The organism is Mycobacterium sp. 5-140-3-2, assembly GCF_035666375.1.
Classification (GTDB): Bacteria; Actinomycetota; Actinomycetes; order Mycobacteriales; family Mycobacteriaceae; genus Mycobacterium; species Mycobacterium intracellulare.
On sequence record NZ_CP142025.1, the window covers coordinates 5,259,993 to 5,276,584 of the forward strand.

The 16,592-nt window shown below is 69.6% G+C and carries 14 protein-coding genes; 4 read left to right on the forward strand and 10 right to left on the reverse strand.

Annotated features, from left to right (window positions below; translation table 11 throughout):
• Positions 1 to 17: 17 nt before the first annotated feature.
• From P6281_RS24690 to P6281_RS24705, 4 genes are all read right to left on the reverse strand, one after another.
• The gene (locus P6281_RS24690; protein ID WP_014385998.1) at positions 18 to 1,427 is read right to left on the reverse strand and encodes a WS/DGAT/MGAT family O-acyltransferase; all 1,410 of its coding nucleotides are present in this window, start codon (positions 1,425 to 1,427) and stop codon (positions 18 to 20) included.
• A gap of 44 nt (positions 1,428 to 1,471) precedes the next feature.
• Positions 1,472 to 2,677, reverse strand: a complete 1,206-nt coding sequence (locus tag P6281_RS24695) for an alpha/beta hydrolase (RefSeq protein WP_014385999.1) — start codon at positions 2,675 to 2,677, stop codon at positions 1,472 to 1,474.
• Between the two features lie 168 nt (positions 2,678 to 2,845).
• Entirely contained in the window at positions 2,846 to 3,508 is a 663-nt protein-coding gene (locus P6281_RS24700) for an SAM-dependent methyltransferase (RefSeq protein WP_008261863.1), read from the reverse strand.
• Between the two features lie 226 nt (positions 3,509 to 3,734).
• Positions 3,735 to 4,508: an alpha/beta fold hydrolase gene (locus P6281_RS24705; protein ID WP_071196530.1), complete on the reverse strand. Its 774-nt coding sequence runs from the start codon at positions 4,506 to 4,508 to the stop codon at positions 3,735 to 3,737.
• A gap of 129 nt (positions 4,509 to 4,637) precedes the next feature.
• Here P6281_RS24705 and P6281_RS24710 point away from each other — a divergent pair, with 129 nt between their 5' ends.
• Positions 4,638 to 5,537 (forward strand): alpha/beta hydrolase, encoded by a 900-nt coding sequence (locus P6281_RS24710; protein WP_008261865.1) that lies wholly within the window; start codon positions 4,638 to 4,640, stop codon positions 5,535 to 5,537.
• A gap of 8 nt (positions 5,538 to 5,545) precedes the next feature.
• On the opposite strand, the gene P6281_RS24715 is transcribed toward P6281_RS24710, so the two are convergent.
• The 3 genes from P6281_RS24715 to P6281_RS24725 are packed head-to-tail and all read right to left on the reverse strand — an operon-like array spanning position 5,546 to position 9,083.
• A complete protein-coding gene (locus P6281_RS24715; protein ID WP_014386000.1) occupies positions 5,546 to 6,859 on the reverse strand; it encodes an amidohydrolase family protein in 1,314 nt (437 codons plus the stop codon).
• Positions 6,853 to 8,043, reverse strand: coding sequence for a CoA transferase (locus P6281_RS24720; protein WP_085318480.1), 1,191 nt, complete (start codon positions 8,041 to 8,043; stop codon positions 6,853 to 6,855). Before P6281_RS24720 ends, P6281_RS24715 begins: the two co-directional genes overlap by 7 nt.
• A gap of 23 nt (positions 8,044 to 8,066) precedes the next feature.
• Positions 8,067 to 9,083, reverse strand: a complete 1,017-nt coding sequence (locus tag P6281_RS24725; RefSeq protein ID WP_014386003.1) for a MaoC family dehydratase — start codon at positions 9,081 to 9,083, stop codon at positions 8,067 to 8,069.
• Positions 9,084 to 9,206: 123 nt separating this feature from the next.
• Between P6281_RS24725 and P6281_RS24730 the strand changes: the two genes are divergently transcribed.
• Both P6281_RS24730 and P6281_RS24735 read left to right on the forward strand, forming a co-directional pair.
• On the forward strand, positions 9,207 to 10,352 hold the full coding sequence (locus P6281_RS24730) for an acyl-CoA dehydrogenase family protein (protein WP_008261869.1): 1,146 nt from the start codon (positions 9,207 to 9,209) through the stop codon (positions 10,350 to 10,352).
• 85 nt (positions 10,353 to 10,437) lie between these two features.
• On the forward strand, positions 10,438 to 10,935 hold the full coding sequence (locus P6281_RS24735; protein WP_008261870.1) for a CD225/dispanin family protein: 498 nt from the start codon (positions 10,438 to 10,440) through the stop codon (positions 10,933 to 10,935).
• Positions 10,936 to 10,976: 41 nt separating this feature from the next.
• On the opposite strand, the gene P6281_RS24740 is transcribed toward P6281_RS24735, so the two are convergent.
• Both P6281_RS24740 and fadD4 read right to left on the reverse strand, forming a co-directional pair.
• Complete coding sequence (locus P6281_RS24740; protein WP_201358990.1) at positions 10,977 to 11,918, reverse strand: enoyl-CoA hydratase/isomerase family protein; 942 nt, start codon at positions 11,916 to 11,918, stop codon at positions 10,977 to 10,979.
• A gap of 3 nt (positions 11,919 to 11,921) precedes the next feature.
• Entirely contained in the window at positions 11,922 to 13,451 is a 1,530-nt protein-coding gene (gene fadD4, locus P6281_RS24745; RefSeq protein WP_014386005.1) for a fatty-acid--CoA ligase FadD4, read from the reverse strand.
• Positions 13,452 to 13,642: 191 nt separating this feature from the next.
• On the opposite strand from fadD4, the gene P6281_RS24750 reads away from it, so the two are divergent.
• Complete coding sequence (locus P6281_RS24750; RefSeq protein ID WP_014383463.1) at positions 13,643 to 14,728, forward strand: GGDEF domain-containing protein; 1,086 nt, start codon at positions 13,643 to 13,645, stop codon at positions 14,726 to 14,728.
• Here the strand turns inward: P6281_RS24750 and P6281_RS24755 are convergent, their stop codons facing one another.
• Positions 14,729 to 16,555, reverse strand: a complete 1,827-nt coding sequence (locus P6281_RS24755) for a phosphoenolpyruvate carboxykinase (GTP) (RefSeq protein ID WP_014386006.1) — start codon at positions 16,553 to 16,555, stop codon at positions 14,729 to 14,731.
• Positions 16,556 to 16,592: the final 37 nt, after the last annotated feature.

Here is a 16,592-nt window from a genome sequence, read left to right on the forward strand (position 1 = left end):
CGACCGTGCCGACCCGGTCAGGCCGGCGCCATCGCGGCTTCGATTGTGGTGAGCTTCTCCGAAATCCCTGCGGCCCTGCGTATTTCGATGAAATCGTTGACCATGGCGTCGGTGACCTCGTGCGGGTCCTCGCACGTGGCCCCGTCGGCGAGCACCGAGATGTTGAGCTGATCGACATAGCTCCACACGGTGATGTTGAGCCCACTGCCGGCGGTCAACGGGCCCACCGAATAGATCTCGGTGACCAGCGCACCGCCCACGCGGCCGCGCTCGCGCGGCCCGGGGACGTTGGAGATGTTCAGGTTGAGGATCTTGTTGTGGCCATCGCGGCCGGACGCCCACCGGAAGAAGGCCTGGGTGGGGCCCGGCGGCATGTAGGCCGCCCACCGGCTGACCAACTCCGGTCCCATCAGCTGGTTGCTTTCCTTGGCGGCGATCGCGTTCTCGTGGCTGCACCGCACCCGCTCCAGCGGATCGTCGGAATCGGTCGGCAGGCCGACCAGCACGCCGGTGAAACGATTGCCGGAGATCCGCTCGGGCGAGAAGTCGAAACTCATTGGCACCGAAGCCAACAACGGCTCGGCCTTGCCGTCGTAGCGCAACAGCAGGGTGCGCAACGCGCCCGTCGACATGGCCAGCACCATGTCGTTGATCGTCGCCCCGAGCCGCTTGCCGGTCTCCTTGACGTCGGCCAGGGCCAGTGTGGCGGTGGCGAACCGGCGTTCCGGGGTGAGCTTGTGGTTCATGAACGTCGGCGGCGGCTCGAACGGCCGCGTCAGTTCCGGGGAGAACTTGCGTGTGCTGCGGCGCACCCGGCCCAAACCCTGCGCGGTGTAGCGGATCGTGTGCGGCAGCCGCCCAACGTGGCGGACGTGGTCGGCGAGCGCCGAGGCGACGAGCTGCCGCGTGGTCGGGGGTGGGTCGCACATGTACGGTCCGCCGTCCGGGCACGGCTGCAGGTCCATGCCGCGGGCCAACAAATTCGCGGATGCGACGCCGTCGGCGAGCGCGTGGTGAATTTTGCCGACGACCGCAATCCTGTTGTTGGCCAACCCTTCCACGAAGTACATCTCCCAGAGCGGGCGGCTGCGGTCGAGCGGGGTGCTGGCGATTTGCCCGATGGCTTCGTCCAGCTCGCGGCGGCCCCCGGGCGGCGACACTCGCCAGGGACGGATGTGATAGTCGAGGTCGACCTCGCAGTTTTCCCGCCACATCGGGTGGTGGAAGTTGAGGGGGACCTCGATGAGCTGGTAGCAGAACGGATCGAGCTTGTTCAGCCGGCCGGCGATGACTTGCCGGAACGCGTCGACGTCCAGGGAACGCCGATCAACGTCCAGTTCGATGACGGCGGCTTTGATGGTGTGCATGTGCACGTTCGGCGTTTCGCTGTACAGCAGCACCGAGTCCCAGCCGCTAAGCCTCTTCACCGCTGCCCCTTACCCATAGAGGGACCATACTCAGCGGCGCCGGCTCAGATAACCTCTTTTGCCCCGATCCGTGTCTTGGTGCGATAAACCTGGTTGAGGAACAGGGAGGCGACGTGTGCCGCCGCGCCGGCGCGCTCGCCGTCGATGAGGTCGTATCCGTGGCCCGCGCCCGGCAACTCCAGGTAGCCCACCGTCGAATGCGACACCGTCCGCAGCCGCTCGACGAAGCTGCGCGCCTGCTCCACCGGGATGACGCTGTCCTTGCTGCCGTGAATCACGAGGAAGGGCGGCGCATTACGGTGCACTCGGGCGATCGGCGAGGCGGCCCGGAATACTTCGGGATGACGGGCGATCGACTTTCTCACCACGACCCGTTCCAGGAATTCGACGAACCGGGCGCGCTCCGGCGTGGAGCGGTCCTCCCAGTCGTACCGGCCATAGATTCCGACGACCGCGTCCACCGACGTGTCCGCACCCTCGGGCAGCTTCGCCCGGTACTCCGGGTCGTCGGGGGTCAGCCCGGCCAGCGCGCACAGGTGGCCGCCGGCCGAACACCCCGCTATCGCAACGAAATTGCGGTCGCCGCCGAACTTGTCGACGTTGGCGTGCGCCCACGCGATGGCGGTTTTGACGTCGACGATGTGGCGCGGCCAGCGGTGGTGTGGCGCGACGCGGTAGTCGACCGCCAGGCACACCCACCCCTGCTCGGCCAGCCGCGACATCAGCGCGGACCCCTGACCCATGCACCTGCCGTGCACCCAGGCGCCGCCCGGCAGGAAGATCAGGACCGGCGCGGGTTGCGCGGGCAGGTCTTTGCGGCGCCAGACGTCGAGCACCTGTGCGGGGTGGTCCCCGTAGTGGACGCCCCGGCGATAAAGGTGGCGCCGCTGGCGCAGGCCGTCCCAGATCGGCGGTGTCCGTTCGGCCGCCGGCCAATCCATCTCGAGGTCCGCCGCCGACACGACCCCCCGCAACGCCGCGAGGGAGACCTGCCGCGTGCTCTCACGGTCCCGGCGCCGCGCGTCGTTGATCCCCGGCGTGAACCAGTCCTTTTTCGCCGCGGAGATCGCCTCGGGTGCGTGCCGCGCGCCCCACACGCCCATGGCGGTGATGCCGGCCAGCGGCTCGAGGTGTTTGCCGACAACCGGCAGCGACGCCCCGGCCACGCTCAGCGCCAGCGCATAGTCGGCGGGACCGGCCCGCAGCAACCACTTCATCCACGGTGTGAAACCCGGTCGGTTCGCCGTCATGTCGGGAACTGTACCCCCGGGCAGGTCGCCGAAACCGGTGTTTACGTAGAACCGGCTATGGTTGCGCTCACGCTTTGCCCAGGGGTGTCGCTGACGGGGTTATTCACCCTGTTTGGAACGCATTTGGCGGTTCGCTACGTGCGCCTGATTTAGCTGCGCGCGACACGCTCAGACCGCCGCCAGGCTGGCGATCACCCGGTCGCCGATCAGGCGGACGCCGGTCAGCGTCAGCCCCACCTGCGCGGCCAGCGCGGCGGCGCTGTCCACCCCGACGGTGGCCCAGCGAAACCAGGGCCCGACCTCGCACGACGACTCGAGGCGGACCCAGCGCGACCGGATGCCGATGGTCTCGGCTTCGAATTCGGCGATGCAACGGCCGCCGCGGGCCAACAACTCGAAGGCGCGCGCGAGAATCCGCAGCGGGTCTCCACCGAGCCCGACGTTGCCGTCGACCAGTAACACCGTCTGCCACAAGCCCGTTCCGGGCAGCTCCTCGAACACGTCACCCAACAGGGCCGGCGCACCGCCCCGGCCCGCCAGCTGGATCGCGGTCGCGGATCGGTCGATACCGAGTGCGGGGATGCCCCGCTGGATCAGTCTCGCCACCAACCGCCCCGGACCGCAGCCCAGCTCGATGGTCGGCCCGGTGCACATCTGGGTGACGGCCTCGTCGAAAACCTCGTCGACGGCGTCACCGGATCCGCCTGAGCCGTCGGGGGGACATCGCACGCCCAACCAGCGGTGCGCCGGCAGCGGCCGCAGTTCGCCGTCGTCATGGCGGATCCAACATCGCTCCCCGCCGAGTGCCCGATCGTATAGCTGCCCCAGCATGTCTCGCCCCTCGCGTCGCGGCCGATCGGGCGGCCTGCGACGCGCGGCCCCAGGCGGGACGTAGCGAACACGAGCCGACAAACCCCACAAGCTGACGGCAAGCACGTTCGCCAGCATTGCACCGATACCCCGATCGCGGTTCGGTTAATCCACTGCCTTGTGGGCCCTGCACGGGCCCGTTAGGGCTACGTGGCAACGCGTGTTTCGGTTCGATAGCGGCGCCGCGTCACCCGAACAGAAACGACTCCAGCAGCGCGTTCACCCGGGCGGGGTCCTCGAGCGCCGCGAGGTGCGCGACCCCGTCCAGGACGGTGAAGGACGCGGTAGGGATCGACTCGGCCATGGCCCGGGTTTCGGCCACCGGGAAGGTGGCGTCTTCCGCGCCGGCGACCACCAGCACCGGCGCCGTGACGCGCGCCAGCAGGGCGTGCTGATCGGGCCGGGCCGAGACCACGCTGCGCACCGCCCAGCGGACCGAATCGGCGTTCACCGCAGCCACGTTCGTCCGCACGGCCTCGACCACGTCCGGGCGGGTGCGCAGCGTGGTCGGGCCCAGGAAGGCGCGGATGCCCGACCGGGTCAGCGGCGGCCGGATGCCGCCGAGCAGTCTCGCCAGCCACAGCATGGCGGCGTACTGAATCTTTTGTGCGACACCGGCTTTGGAGGCGGTGCAATTCATCAGCACGGCGCGGTCGAGCCGTTCGGGGTGCAGCGCGGCGAAGGTGCCGCCGATCATCCCGCCCCAGGAGTTGCCCACGAAGTGGGCGCGGTCGATGCCGAGCCCGTCCAGCAGGTCGACGACGCAGCGCGCGCAGTCGGCGAAGCTGAAGGGCCCGCTCAGCGGCGCGCTGCTGCCGTGGCCGGGCGGGTCGACGAGCACCAGGCGATGGCTGTCGCCGAACCGGGCGGCCTGCCCGGCCCACAGGTCGCCCGTCATCAGCAGGCTCGGCCACATGAGGACCGCGGGACCGGTTCCGCCACTCACCTGGACCCGAAGCATCCCGAGCGTCGTGTCGACCAATCGCGTGGCGAGGTGGGGGACGTTTGCGGGCACGCGGCCTCCTCGTGTCATGAACGGCAGAACACCGATAGCGGTCCCTTCATTTTCCCCGTCGGTGATACTGGATCGGTGACGAACGACGCTGTTCATCCTGACCTGCAAAAACTCGCCCGCTTCGCTCCCCGGCGGCTCGTCGGCCCACGCACCCTGCCCATCATGCGGGCGGCGATGGACTGGCGGGCGCGGCTGGGCAAGCCCGTCCGCGACGTCGAGGTGATCACCCTCGAGTCCGGGGCCGGCGTCCGGCTGTTCCGGCCCGCCGGTGTCAGCGAGCCGACGCCCGCGCTGCTGTGGATTCACGGCGGCGGATACGTGATCGGCACCGCCCAGCAGGACGACCGGTTGTGCAGCGGGTTCAGCAGGCGGCTGGGCATCACCGTGGCGTCGGTGGAATACCGCCTGGCGCCCGAACATCCGTACCCCGCACCGCTGGAAGACTGCTACGCGGCGCTGACCTGGCTCGCCGGGCTGCCGTCGGTGGACCGGTACCGGGTGGCCATCGGGGGTGCCAGCGCCGGCGGTGGCCTCGCCGCGGCCCTGGCCCTGCTGGCCCGCGACCGCGCCGAGGTGAGCCCCTCGTTCCAGCTGCTGACCTATCCCATGCTCGACGACCGCAGTTCGGCGACCGAGCCCAGCGCGAACTACCGGCTCTGGGACAACCGCAGCAACCGATTCGGTTGGGCCGCATACCTGGGCGGCGCGGACCCGCAGGTCGCGGTGCCCGCCCGGCGCGACGACCTGAGCGGGCTGCCCCCGGCATGGATCGGTGTGGGCACCCATGACCTGTTCCACGACGAAGACCTGGCCTACGCCGAACGGCTGAAAGCCGCCGGGGTGCCGTGCCAGGTCGAGATCGTTCCCGGCGCCTTCCACGGGTTCGACCTGATCGCGCCGAAACTTCAAGTGTCACAACAGTTCTTCGGCAGCCAATGCGACATCCTGCGCGCCGCGCTCGCCCCGGCGTCCTGACCGCCGGGTCACATCGCGAAGTACACCAGCTCGCCGCCGATGACGGTGGCGGCCACCATGCCGGCGTCCAGCTCGGCCAGCGCCGTCGCCGGTGGCTCGCTGAGCACGCACAGGTCGCCCGGCTGCCCGGTGCGCACCGCGCGCACCCGGTCCGGTCGATCCGCGCAGCCCAGAAACATCGTCAAAGCCGTTGACGGCGAGACACATTCGTCGGCGCCCAGAACGGCACCGCTCGGTGTGGTGCGGTGCACCGCGGCGCGCATCGCCGTCCACGGGTCGCCGTGGCCGAACGGCATGTCGGTGGACAGCGCGACCGGCACGCCCGCGTCGCGCAGCGCCGCGACGCGCCACAGCTGATCGTGCTCGGCGGCGGAAACCTCGGCGAGGTACTGATCGCCGCGCTCGGCGACGAAGTTGGGCTGGGTGACCACGGTGACCCCGAGCTCGGCGAGGTCGGCCACGTTGTCGTCGGGCACCACCGCGGCGTGTTCGATGCGGTCCTGCGGGTGGCCGCCGGCCGCGCGCAGGGCGGCGATGGTCACCACCAGCTGGGCCGCGGTCACGCAGTGCACGGCGACCGGTTGGCCCGTGTTGTGCTGGCCGGCAATCCATTCCGTGAGGCCGTCGAGGTTGAGGCGGTCGTCGTGCAGGATTTTCTTGCCCGGGGACAGGAAGCTGACCCGTGGCCGGAACTCGCCGCGGCCGTGCGCCGCCGCCAGCAAGGCCCTGTCGTCGGCGTCGAGGTCGGGGGTGGCGTCGGTGACCCCGGTGACGCCGGTCGCCGTGATGCGGCGGCTGAGTTCGGCGAGGTCGGTTTCGCGTCGGTCCAGGGCCTGCGACCAGCCGTCGTCGGCGCTGCGCAGTCGCCCGTCGGGGTGTTCGGCCAGGCCGATCCGGCCCAGCGCCTCGGAGTTGAGGATCCACAACGCGCCGCTGCGGTGCTGGATGCGCACGGGCACGCTGCGGACCATCGCGTCCAGAGCGGTCCGGTCGAGTTCCCCGGCGACCGAATCGTGGTAGCCGACGGCGCGAATCCACCCGTCGGGCCCGGGCGTGGCGTTCGCCAGCAACTGGGTGAGCTCGGCTTCGGTGCTGACCCCGGGCGGTCCGACGAAGAACGAATCGAGCGCCGAGGCCGCCGAGCGCAGGTGCACGTGGTGGTCGTGCAGCCCGGGCAGCACGGTTCCGCCGCCCGCGTACAGCACGCCCTCGCCAGCCCGCGGGGTCAGACCCTCGCCCGAGGGCGCCATCTCCTCGATCTGCGCGCCAACGCGGATGTCGGTCACGGTCCCATCCAGCAGGGTCGCCTGACGAATCAGCATGACGGGCAACGTCTTTGGCCGACGAGGTGGCGCACCGCCGCGTTGTCGGCGCCCAGCCCGGACGCGGGTGGCGCCGCCGGCGGCATTAGCGGCGGTGACACCGGCGCGGGCGACTCCGAGGGCCCCGTGGGCAGCGCCGCGTAGGTCGCGGCGACGGCCGCCATGGAGAGGCGGATCAATTCGCCGCCGCCGCGCGCCAGGGATTCGGCCACCGCCAGCGCCGCCTGCAGGCCGGTCAGCGGGTCGGCGATGGCGTCGCCGCAGAACACCGGCCCCTCGGCGCTGGTCCCGACCAGGCCGCCGCCGACGGCGGCGTCGTCCCCGAATCCCGGCCGGCGCCCGTCATAGGCGGTGATCTGCAACCAGATTCGGCCCGGTCGTGGCGCGACGTCGTCGGGCCCGAGGCCCCGGCGCGCCAGCCCGGCCGGGCGGGAGCCCTCGATGACGACGTCGCTGACCGTGAGGAGCTCGCGTAATTCGTCGGTCTGGCTGTCGAAATCGATGCCATAGCACAGCTTTTCGTGGTTCATCCAGTCGAAGAAGGTTCGGTCCCCGGCGCGGGTTCCGTCCGGGCGGCGAGGGCTTTCGACCTTGACGACCGTCGCCCCGGCGTGGGCCAGCAGCCGACCGCACAGCGGGCCCGCCCACATCGAGGACAGATCGGCCACCAGCATCCCCCGCGGCGCGCGCGGTGGCGCCGGCGGTCCGATGCGGCGTGTGTGCGGCGGCGCGGCCGTCGCCTCGCCCAGGCCCGCCGCCGGGATGTCGAGCAGCGCCGCCCGCTCGACGATGTCGGGGACCGCACGGGTGGCGGCCCACCGTCGCAGCTGCGGCCACGGGTCGACCGCGGCGTCGTCGACCTGCAGGAGCGCCGGGACGGCGGCGAGGTCGTCGGCGCGGGAGAGGGTGAGCGCGCACCAGCCGTCCCGCGCCGCGAGCAGGCGGGTGGCGCCGCCGGGCGACACCCGGCCGGCGCGGGTCAGGCCCCGCAGGGCGGCCCGGCCGGTCAGCAGCCCGGCCGCGTCGACGTCGATGCCCCAGCGGCCGCCGATCGCCGCGGCCACCTCGTGCGCGCGGGACAGCACGCGGGCGCGGGAGAAGTCGGCGGGTCCGTCGGGCGGGCCGGTCAGGTAGGCCAGCCCGCTGCTTCCCCAGGCGGTTGCGGCCGAGCTCACGCCCCCCATTGTGCTCGTGGCGCGCATCGTCGTTAGAACTGCAGCGCGCGAAACCGCCAATCCAGCACCGGCCGGTCCGGCCCGCCCTCCGCGTCACCGGCGGCATACACCAGCGACCGCAACCCGAGCACTCCCCCATGCTCGGTCGGCTCGGCGGATTCGATGTGCAGCTCGCTGTAGAGGGTGTCGCCCTCGTGTACGGGACCTGTGTGATCGCACGACTCCCAGCCCAGCACCGTCACCAGATTGGGCAGCAGCCTGCCGGCCTGCGCGAGCGCCAGCCCGATGGTGTGTCCGCCGTACACCAGCCGGCGCCCGCCGACCCGCGAATCATGATGGGTCGCAGCGATATTCAGGGTGAGCCGGGCGAGCTCGGGGGCATTGGTGACGACGTCGGCGGTGCTGTGCAGCACCGATCCCGCCAGAGCGGGATCGAAGTGCGGCCCGGGCACCTTGGTGCGGAAAACCTCACCGTCCCATTGCGCGGTGGGATCGTGGGCCGGGCCGGGCACGTCGGCGCCGATGGTGGACAGATCGTCGTGCGGTGCGTTGTCGGCATCGAAATCCGGTCCGGCGGGCAGCATCCCGCAACGGTAGAAGTCGAGTACCAACTGGTCGGCCTGGTCGATCGTGATCATCCGCAGCGCCACCAAGCCCGTCGGGGCCCGGCCCGGCTTGGGTGAATTGGCCCGCAGCCCAACCACTTCGGTGCGGGTGTAGAGGGAATCGCCGATGACGGGGAACCGGTGAAACACCAGGCCGCGATAGAACAGGTTGGCCTTGACCCGCTGGGTCACCAGCGTCGACTGGCCGATCGCCACGTCACACACCAACCCCGGGTGGGCCAGCGGGGCGGGCAGCCCCGTCACCGCCCCACACAGATCGGCGTCGAGCGCCAGGCGCAGCCGGTCGCCAACGATCGCCTGGTGCGCGCCCGCCAGGCCGGACGACAGCGTCATCGACGGCGCCCAGTCGAACACCTGCCCCACCGAGAGGTCGTCGAAGTACGGCCCACCCTCGCGAATCCGCGCATACCCGTCACTAGTCACAACGCCACATGCTGGCAGGCTGTGGAATCGAGGGTCAATCCGGATCAGGCCCAACGTCGACCTGCTGGTGCCGATTTTCCCCAGCAAGTCGACGTTCGGCGCGAATCGACGAGGTGCTCATAGGTGAACGACGAAGAGGACATGCTGGTCGCGACGGTGCGGGCGTTCATCGACCGCGAGGTCAAGCCGAGCGTGCGCGAGACCGAACACGCCAATACCTATCCCGAGGCGTGGATCGAGCAGATGAAGCGGATCGGCATCTACGGGCTGGCCGTGCCCGAGGAGTACGGCGGCTCGCCGGTGTCCATGCCCTGCTACGTGCGGGTCACCGAGGAACTGGCGCGGGGCTGGATGAGCCTGGCCGGCGCGATGGGCGGGCACACCGTGGTCGCCAAGCTGCTGACGCTGTTCGGCACCGAGGAGCAGAAACGGACCTACCTGCCGCCGATGGCCGGCGGCGAGGTGCGCGCCACCATGGCATTGACCGAGCCCGGCGGCGGCTCGGACCTGCAGAACATGGCGACCACCGCCCTGAGCGACGACGCGGGCGGCCTGGTGATCAACGGGTCCAAGACCTGGATCAGCAACGCCCGCCGCTCCGGGCTGATCGCCCTGTTGTGCAAGACCGACCCGAACGCCAAGCCGCGCCACACGGGCATCTCGATCGTGCTCGTCGAGCACGGGCCGGGGCTGACGGTGTCGCGGGACCTGCCCAAGCTGGGCTACAAGGGCGTGGAGTCCTGCGAGCTGTCCTTCGACAATTACCGGGTGCCGGAAACGGCGATACTGGGTGGCGTTGCGGGCGAGGGCTTTTCACAGATGATGAAGGGACTCGAGACGGGCCGCATCCAGGTGGCGGCGCGCGCCCTGGGCGTGGCCACCGCCGCGCTCGAGGATGCGCTGGCCTACGCCCAGCAGCGGGAGAGCTTCGGGCAGCCGATCTGGCAGCACCAGTCGGTGGGCAATTACCTGGCCGACATGGCGACCAAACTCACCGCCGCCCGCCAGCTCACCCGCTACGCCGCCGAGCGCTACGACAGCGGTGAACGCTGTGACATGGAAGCCGGGATGGCCAAGCTGTTCGCCTCCGAGGTGGCGATGGAGATCGCGCTGAACGCGGTGCGAATCCACGGCGGCTACGGCTATTCCACCGAGTACGACGTCGAACGCTACTTTCGGGACGCGCCGTTGATGATCGTCGGTGAAGGCACCAACGAGATCCAGCGCAATGTGATCGCCCGGCAACTGGTGACCCGCGGCGGGATCTGACGCGGGCTTGTCAATCGCGCGGCGGCAGAACGGCGTTTGGGAGTATATTTGCCTGACTTCCGAACCAAAGGGAAAGGCAGCCGCCATGAGTTATCCTCCCGCGCCGCCCGGCGGTTCGCCTGAATGGCCCGGGCAACAACCGGAATGGCAAGGGCAACAACCGGAATGGCAAGGCCAACCGCCGCCGGACTGGCAAGGTCAGCCGCCGCCGGGGTATCCGCCGCAGCCGCCGCCGGCGTGGCCGGGTCAGCCGCCCGCGGGATGGCCCGCGGCCCAGCCGGGCTGGCAGGGCCAGCCGGAACCCGAGAACTATCTGGTCTGGGCGATCCTGTGCACGGTGCTGTGCTGCCTGCCGCTGGGGATCGTCTCGATTGTGTACTCCAACAAGGTCTCCGGGCTGTGGGCGCAGGGCCGCTACGCCGAGGCGCACGAGGCGGCCAACAACGCCAAGAAGTGGGCCATCATCGGCGCCATCGTGGGCGTCGTCGCGGCGGTGATCTTCGTGCTGATCTACGTCGTCGCCGGGGTGCTGGTCGTCTCCCATCTGCCCTCGACGACCACGACCACGTATTCGGGCTTCTGACGCCGAACCCGGGCCACGTCGAGCGTGCCGCGGCGCGATCGCTAGGCCTCGTCCACCAACCCCCAGGCCAACGCGGTCTCGGCGTCCACGGTGTGGCCGGACAGCACGAGATACGCCGTGCGCCACCGGCCTATCCGCCGGGCGACGCTGACGGTGCCGCCGGCGCCGGGGATCAGGCCGAGCGCCAATTCCGGTAGCCCGAACACCGCGTCGCCGCGGGCGGTGACCCACCCGCAAAACGCGGCCATCTCCAGTCCGCTGCCCATCACCCGGCCGTGCACCTCGGCGCGGCACGCGCGGCCGAGTCGCGCGGTCAGCGCGTCGAGCGCGAGGGCGGGGCTGTGCCGGGTGCGGGCGAGGTGGGCACTCGCCGGGTCGGCGAAGGTGCCGAATTCGGCGAGATCTCCACCGCTGCAAAACGATGGGCCGTTGCCGCTCAACACGATGCCGGTGACCGAGGGATCCAGCTGCGCGACGGACAGCGCCTCCAACAGCGCCGCGCGGGCGTCGGTGGAGAACGCGTTGTGGCGCTGCGGCCGGTTGAAGGCGATGCGCAGGATGTCGCCGTCACGGTCCGCCAGTACCGGGTCGGCGATGTCGGGCATGCGGACCCGGCCGCGCTCCTGTAGCCACCGCGCGAACTCCGGGCCGGACTGCAGCGTTGAATACCCCAGCGACTCGGCCACCACCCCGGCCAGCGTCGGCCCCTCGGGATCCACCGCGCGCAATACGTCGTCACAGATCCCGCCGGCGTGCGGCCAACGTCGACAGCGATCGGTCAGCTCGACCAGCGCGTCGGACACGGAATCGACGGTGATGACCCGGCGGTCGGCGCAGGCGTCCTCGGTCAGCGTGAAAGTCGCTGCGTCAAGCCAGGTTCCGGCCCTAGCGATGTCGTCGGCCGAGCCGACGGCGATGATCACGCCGGGCGGCGACGCCGCGCCGCCCTCCGGCGCGCTCGACAGGTCGACCACCCGGAGCATCGGTCACACCGAGTACTTCTCGATCAGCCCATTCTTGTAGAGCTTGCCGGTGTCGGTGCGCGGCAGCTGCGCTTCGAAGGCGATCGATCGCGGACATTTGTAGTGCGCCAGGCGATCCCGCAGCCAGGCCAGCAGCTCATCGCCGAACGCGTCGGTGGCGTCCGCGGGGTCGACGGTCTGCACAACCGCGGTGACGCGCTGGCCCATCTCGTCGTCGGGAACGCCGAACACCGCCGCGTCCATCACCTTGGGGTGTGTGACCAGAAGGTTCTCGGCTTCTTGCGGGTAGATGTTGACCCCGCCGGAGATGATCATGTGGTGGCGCCGGTCGGTCAGGTACAGGTAGCCCTCGTCGTCGACGTAGCCGATGTCGCCGACGGTGGCCCAGCCGTGCTTGGAGCGCGATGACGCGGTTTTCGTTGGGTCGTTGAGGTATTCGAACGAATACCCGCCCTCGAAGTAGATCTCGCCGGCCTGGCCGGGCGGGAGCTCGTCGCCGTTCTCGTCCAGGATGTGCACGGCGCCCCCCATGGGCTTGCCGACCGAACCCGGATGCGCCAGCCAATCTTCGGCGGTGATCAGCGTCGACCCGTGCGCCTCGGAGGAGGCGTAGTACTCGTCGATGATCGGACCCCACCAGTCGATCATCTGCTTCTTGATCTCCACCGGGCACGGCGCCGCGGCGTGCATCACCCGCTGCAGGCTGCTCAGGTCGTACGAATGACGCACCGCATCAGGCAGTTTCAGCATCCGGGTGAACATCGCCGGCACGAACTGTCCGTGGGTGACCCGGTGCCGCTGGATGGCATCCAGGCAGCCCTCCGCGTCGAACTTCTCCATCACCACCGTGGTGATGCCGCCGGCCTGCGCGCTCATCGACCACACCGACGGCGCCGTGTGGTACAGCGGCGCGGGGCTCAGGTAGACCGAATCGGGCGTCATCCAGAAGCCGACCAGCGCCGACATCATGCCGGGGGCGTCGGCCGGGGGAACGTGCGGCAATTCGCGCTTGATGCCCTTGGGCCGGCCGGTGGTTCCGGACGAGTACTGCAGCAGGTCACCCTCGATCTCGTCGTCGATCGGGGTATCCGGTTGGCCGGCAACGCATTCCGGGTAGCGCTCCCAGCCCGGCAGGCCCTCGTCGTGCTTCTCGGCGGCGATCAGCAACAGTTCCGGTAGCCCGCGCGGCAGCTGCTCGGCGAGGCCGGCGCAGGTGTCGCGCAGCGCGGCCGAGCCGATGATCGCCTTGGCGGCGCTGTTGTCGACGATGTAGGCGGCCTCCGCCGCGGTCAGATGGGTGTTGATGGGCACGTAGTACAAACCGCTGCGGCGAGCAGCCCACATCACCGCGTGGATGTGCTCGTTGTTCTCCATCAGGATGGCGACCGTGTCACCCTCGCGCAGGCCCGCCTGACGGAACCGGTGCGCCAGGCGATTGGCGCGGGCCTCGAGGTCATCGAAGGTGACGACCGTGCCGGACGGGTACAGGATGACAGCAGGTTTGTCGGCGCCGATATACGGGCGGATCTGCATGCGCAGACTGTACCGCCGCCAAACTTGACGGGTGTTAAGTGGTGGGTGGACCCGGCGAGTTTCTGCGTCAATCCCGGCGCGGGGCGCGCGGCGCCAGCCATAATGCAGTCAAGTAGAGCGCCGTGGGCCCTGGAACCCGACCTTGGTCAGCAACGCGCGGCGGGATACGCCACTGCCGCACGGAGGTGCGCATGACCGCCGAGCAAGAATCGGAGCCTGCCGCATCTTCGTTCGCCGATTCCGACTATGTCGACGGCATGGAGCGGCTCGTGCACGCCATTCAGGAGCTGTCGCTGGCGCGCACCCTGCCCGACCTGCAGCGCATCGTCCGCTCCTCGGCGCGCGAGCTCACCGGTTGTGACGGCGCGACGTTCGTGCTCCGCGACAACGACAGCTGCTATTACGCCGACGAGGACGCGATCGCCCCGCTGTGGAAGGGCAGCCGTTTCCCCATCGGGTCCTGCATCAGCGGCTGGGCGATGCTCAACCGCGACGCGGCGGTGATCCCCGACATCTACGGCGACCCGCGCATCCCGCACGCCCTGTACCGCCCCACCTTCGTCAAGAGCCTGGTGATGGTGCCCATCCGCAAGCTCGAGCCGATCGGCGCGATCGGCAATTACTGGGCCAGCCGGCACCAGCCGTCCGACCAGGAGGTCCACCTGCTGCAGGCCCTGGCGGACTCGACGTCGATCGCGATGGAGAACGTGCGGGTGTACTCCGAGCTGGAACGGCGGGTGCGCGACCGCACCGCCGCCCTGGAGGACGCCAACGAGGAGATCCGCCGGCTGTCGGTCACCGACGAGCTGACCGGGTTGAACAACCGTCGCGGCTTCTACCTGCTGGCCGAGCAGAAACTGCGCGGGTCGCACCACCTCGGCCACAATTGCGTGCTCGCCTTCCTCGACGTCGACGGCCTCAAGAAGGTCAACGACGAGCTGGGCCACGACACGGGCGACAAACTGATCAAAGACGTCGCCGGGGTGCTGCGCACCATCCGGCGCGAGTCCGACATCCTCGCCCGCATCGGCGGCGACGAATTCTGTGTGATGATCACCGAAAGCGACGGCGACACCCCGTCGCTCGAGGAGCGGCTCGCGCTCGCGTTCGGGAATTTCAACAAGACGAGTGAACGGCCCTACCGTCTCTCGGCCAGCATCGGCTTCGTGCGGGCGCCGGTTTCCGACACCGCGAACGTGGGCGAACTACTCGCCCGCGCCGACGAGCTGATGTACGCGCAGAAGAAGGCCAGCCCCAATTCGCGGCTGGCGGGCTGATCAGCCCGCTTCGGACAGCCGCTGCTTGAGCGCCTCGAACTCGTCGCGGACGCCGGTCGGCAGCTTGTCGCCGACGAACTCGAACCACTCCTCGATCAGCGGCAGTTCCTCGCGCCACTCGGCCGGGTTGACCGCCAGCGCCTGGGCGACCTCGTCGCCGCTGGCGTCGAGCCCGTCCAGGTCGAGGTCCTCGGCCTTCGGCACGATGCCGATCGGGGTGTCCTGACCGCCGGCCTTGTGCTCGATGCGGTCGACGATCCACTTGAGCACGCGGCTGTTCTCGCCGAAGCCCGGCCACAGGAAGCCGCCGTCGTCGCCGCGACGGAACCAGTTGACGAAGAACACCTTCGGCATCTTGGACTCGTCGGCGTTCTTGCCCAGGTCGAGCCAGTGCTGGAAGTAGTCACCGACGTGGTAGCCCAGGAACGGCAGCATGGCCATCGGGTCGCGGCGGACGGTGCCGACCTTGCCCTCGGCGGCGGCGGTCTGCTCGCTGCCCATGGTGGCACCCATGAACACGCCGTGCTGCCAGTCGCGGGCCTGCGTCACCAGCGGGACCGTGGTCTTGCGGCGGGCGCCGAACAGGATGCCCGAGATCGGCACGCCCTGCGGGTCGTCCCACTCCGGCGCGAGGATCGGGCACTGCGACATCGGCGTGCAGTAGCGCGAGTTCGGGTGGGCGGCCTTCTCGTCGGAGTCCGGCGTCCAGTCGCGGCCCTTCCAGTCGATCAGGTGCTGCGGGTCGCCCTCGAGGCCCTCCCACCACACGTCGTTGTCGTCGGTGAGCGCGACGTTGGTGAAGACGGTGTTGCCGGCCTCGATGGTGCGCATGGCGTTGGGGTTGGACTTCCAGTTGGTGCCGGGCGCGACGCCGAAGAAACCGAACTCGGGGTTGACCGCGTACAGCCGGCCGTCCTTGCCGAACCGCATCCAGGCGATGTCGTCGCCGAGCGTCTCGGCGCGCCAGCCCGGAATGGTCGGCTGCAGCATGGCCAGGTTGGTCTTGCCGCAGGCAGACGGAAACGCCGCGGCGAAGTAGTACGCCTTGTTCTCCGGGGAGATGAGCTTGAGGATCAGCATGTGCTCGGCCAGCCAGCCCTCGTCGTGGGCCATGGCCGAGGCGATCCGCAGCGAGTAGCACTTCTTGCCCAGCAGCGCGTTACCGCCGTAACCCGAGCCGTAGCTCATGATCTCGCGGGTCTCCGGGAAGTGGGTGATGTATTTGGTGTCGTTGCACGGCCACGGGACGTCCTTTTGGCCCTCCTCCAGCGGAGCCCCCACCGAGTGCAGCGCCTTGACGAAGAACCCGTCGTCGCCCATCTTCTCCAGCGCGGCCTTGCCCATCCGGGTCATCACCTTCATCGAGATGACGACGTACTCGGAGTCGGTGATCTCCACACCCAGCTTCGGGTCGTCGGCGCCGAGCGGGCCCATGCAGAACGGCACCACCCACATGGTGCGGCCGCGCATGCAGCCGCGGTACAGGTCGGTCATGATGGACCGCATTTCGGACGGGTCCATCCAGTTGTTGGTCGGGCCGGCGCCGCTCTCCTGCTCGGTGCAGATGAACGTCCGCGACTCCACGCGCGCCACGTCGGACGGGTCGGACAGCGCCAGGTAGGAGTTGGGGTGCTTCTTCTCGTTCAGCTTCTTCAGCGTGCCGGCCTCGACCAGTTGCGCGGCCAGCCGGTTGAACTCCTCGTCGGAGCCGTCAGCGAACACCACCCGGTCGGGCTGGGTGAGCTCGGCAACCTCCTGCACCCATGACAGCAGGCCCTGGTGCTTCGTGGGTGCTGTGTCCAAACCGGGAATGGTCGCTGAGGTCATCGAACTCTCCTGGATCCGTTGCGTATCGGGCTTGTGT

Excerpts from the sequence above, each read along its gene's own strand:
- P6281_RS24695 (WP_014385999.1), bottom strand. The coding sequence starts at position 2,677 with ATGACGGCGAACCGACCGGGTTTCACACCGTGGATGAAGTGGTTGCTG.
- P6281_RS24700 (WP_008261863.1), bottom strand. The coding sequence starts at position 3,508 with ATGCTGGGGCAGCTATACGATCGGGCACTCGGCGGGGAGCGATGTTGG.
- P6281_RS24705 (WP_071196530.1), bottom strand. The coding sequence starts at position 4,508 with ATGCTTCGGGTCCAGGTGAGTGGCGGAACCGGTCCCGCGGTCCTCATG.
- P6281_RS24715 (WP_014386000.1), bottom strand. The coding sequence starts at position 6,859 with ATGCTGATTCGTCAGGCGACCCTGCTGGATGGGACCGTGACCGACATC.
- P6281_RS24720 (WP_085318480.1), bottom strand. The coding sequence starts at position 8,043 with ATGGGGGGCGTGAGCTCGGCCGCAACCGCCTGGGGAAGCAGCGGGCTG.
- P6281_RS24735 (WP_008261870.1), top strand. The coding sequence starts at position 10,438 with ATGAGTTATCCTCCCGCGCCGCCCGGCGGTTCGCCTGAATGGCCCGGG.
- P6281_RS24740 (WP_201358990.1), bottom strand. The coding sequence starts at position 11,918 with ATGCTCCGGGTGGTCGACCTGTCGAGCGCGCCGGAGGGCGGCGCGGCG.
- fadD4 (WP_014386005.1), bottom strand. The coding sequence starts at position 13,451 with ATGCAGATCCGCCCGTATATCGGCGCCGACAAACCTGCTGTCATCCTG.
- P6281_RS24750 (WP_014383463.1), top strand. The coding sequence starts at position 13,643 with ATGACCGCCGAGCAAGAATCGGAGCCTGCCGCATCTTCGTTCGCCGAT.
- P6281_RS24755 (WP_014386006.1), bottom strand. The coding sequence starts at position 16,555 with ATGACCTCAGCGACCATTCCCGGTTTGGACACAGCACCCACGAAGCAC.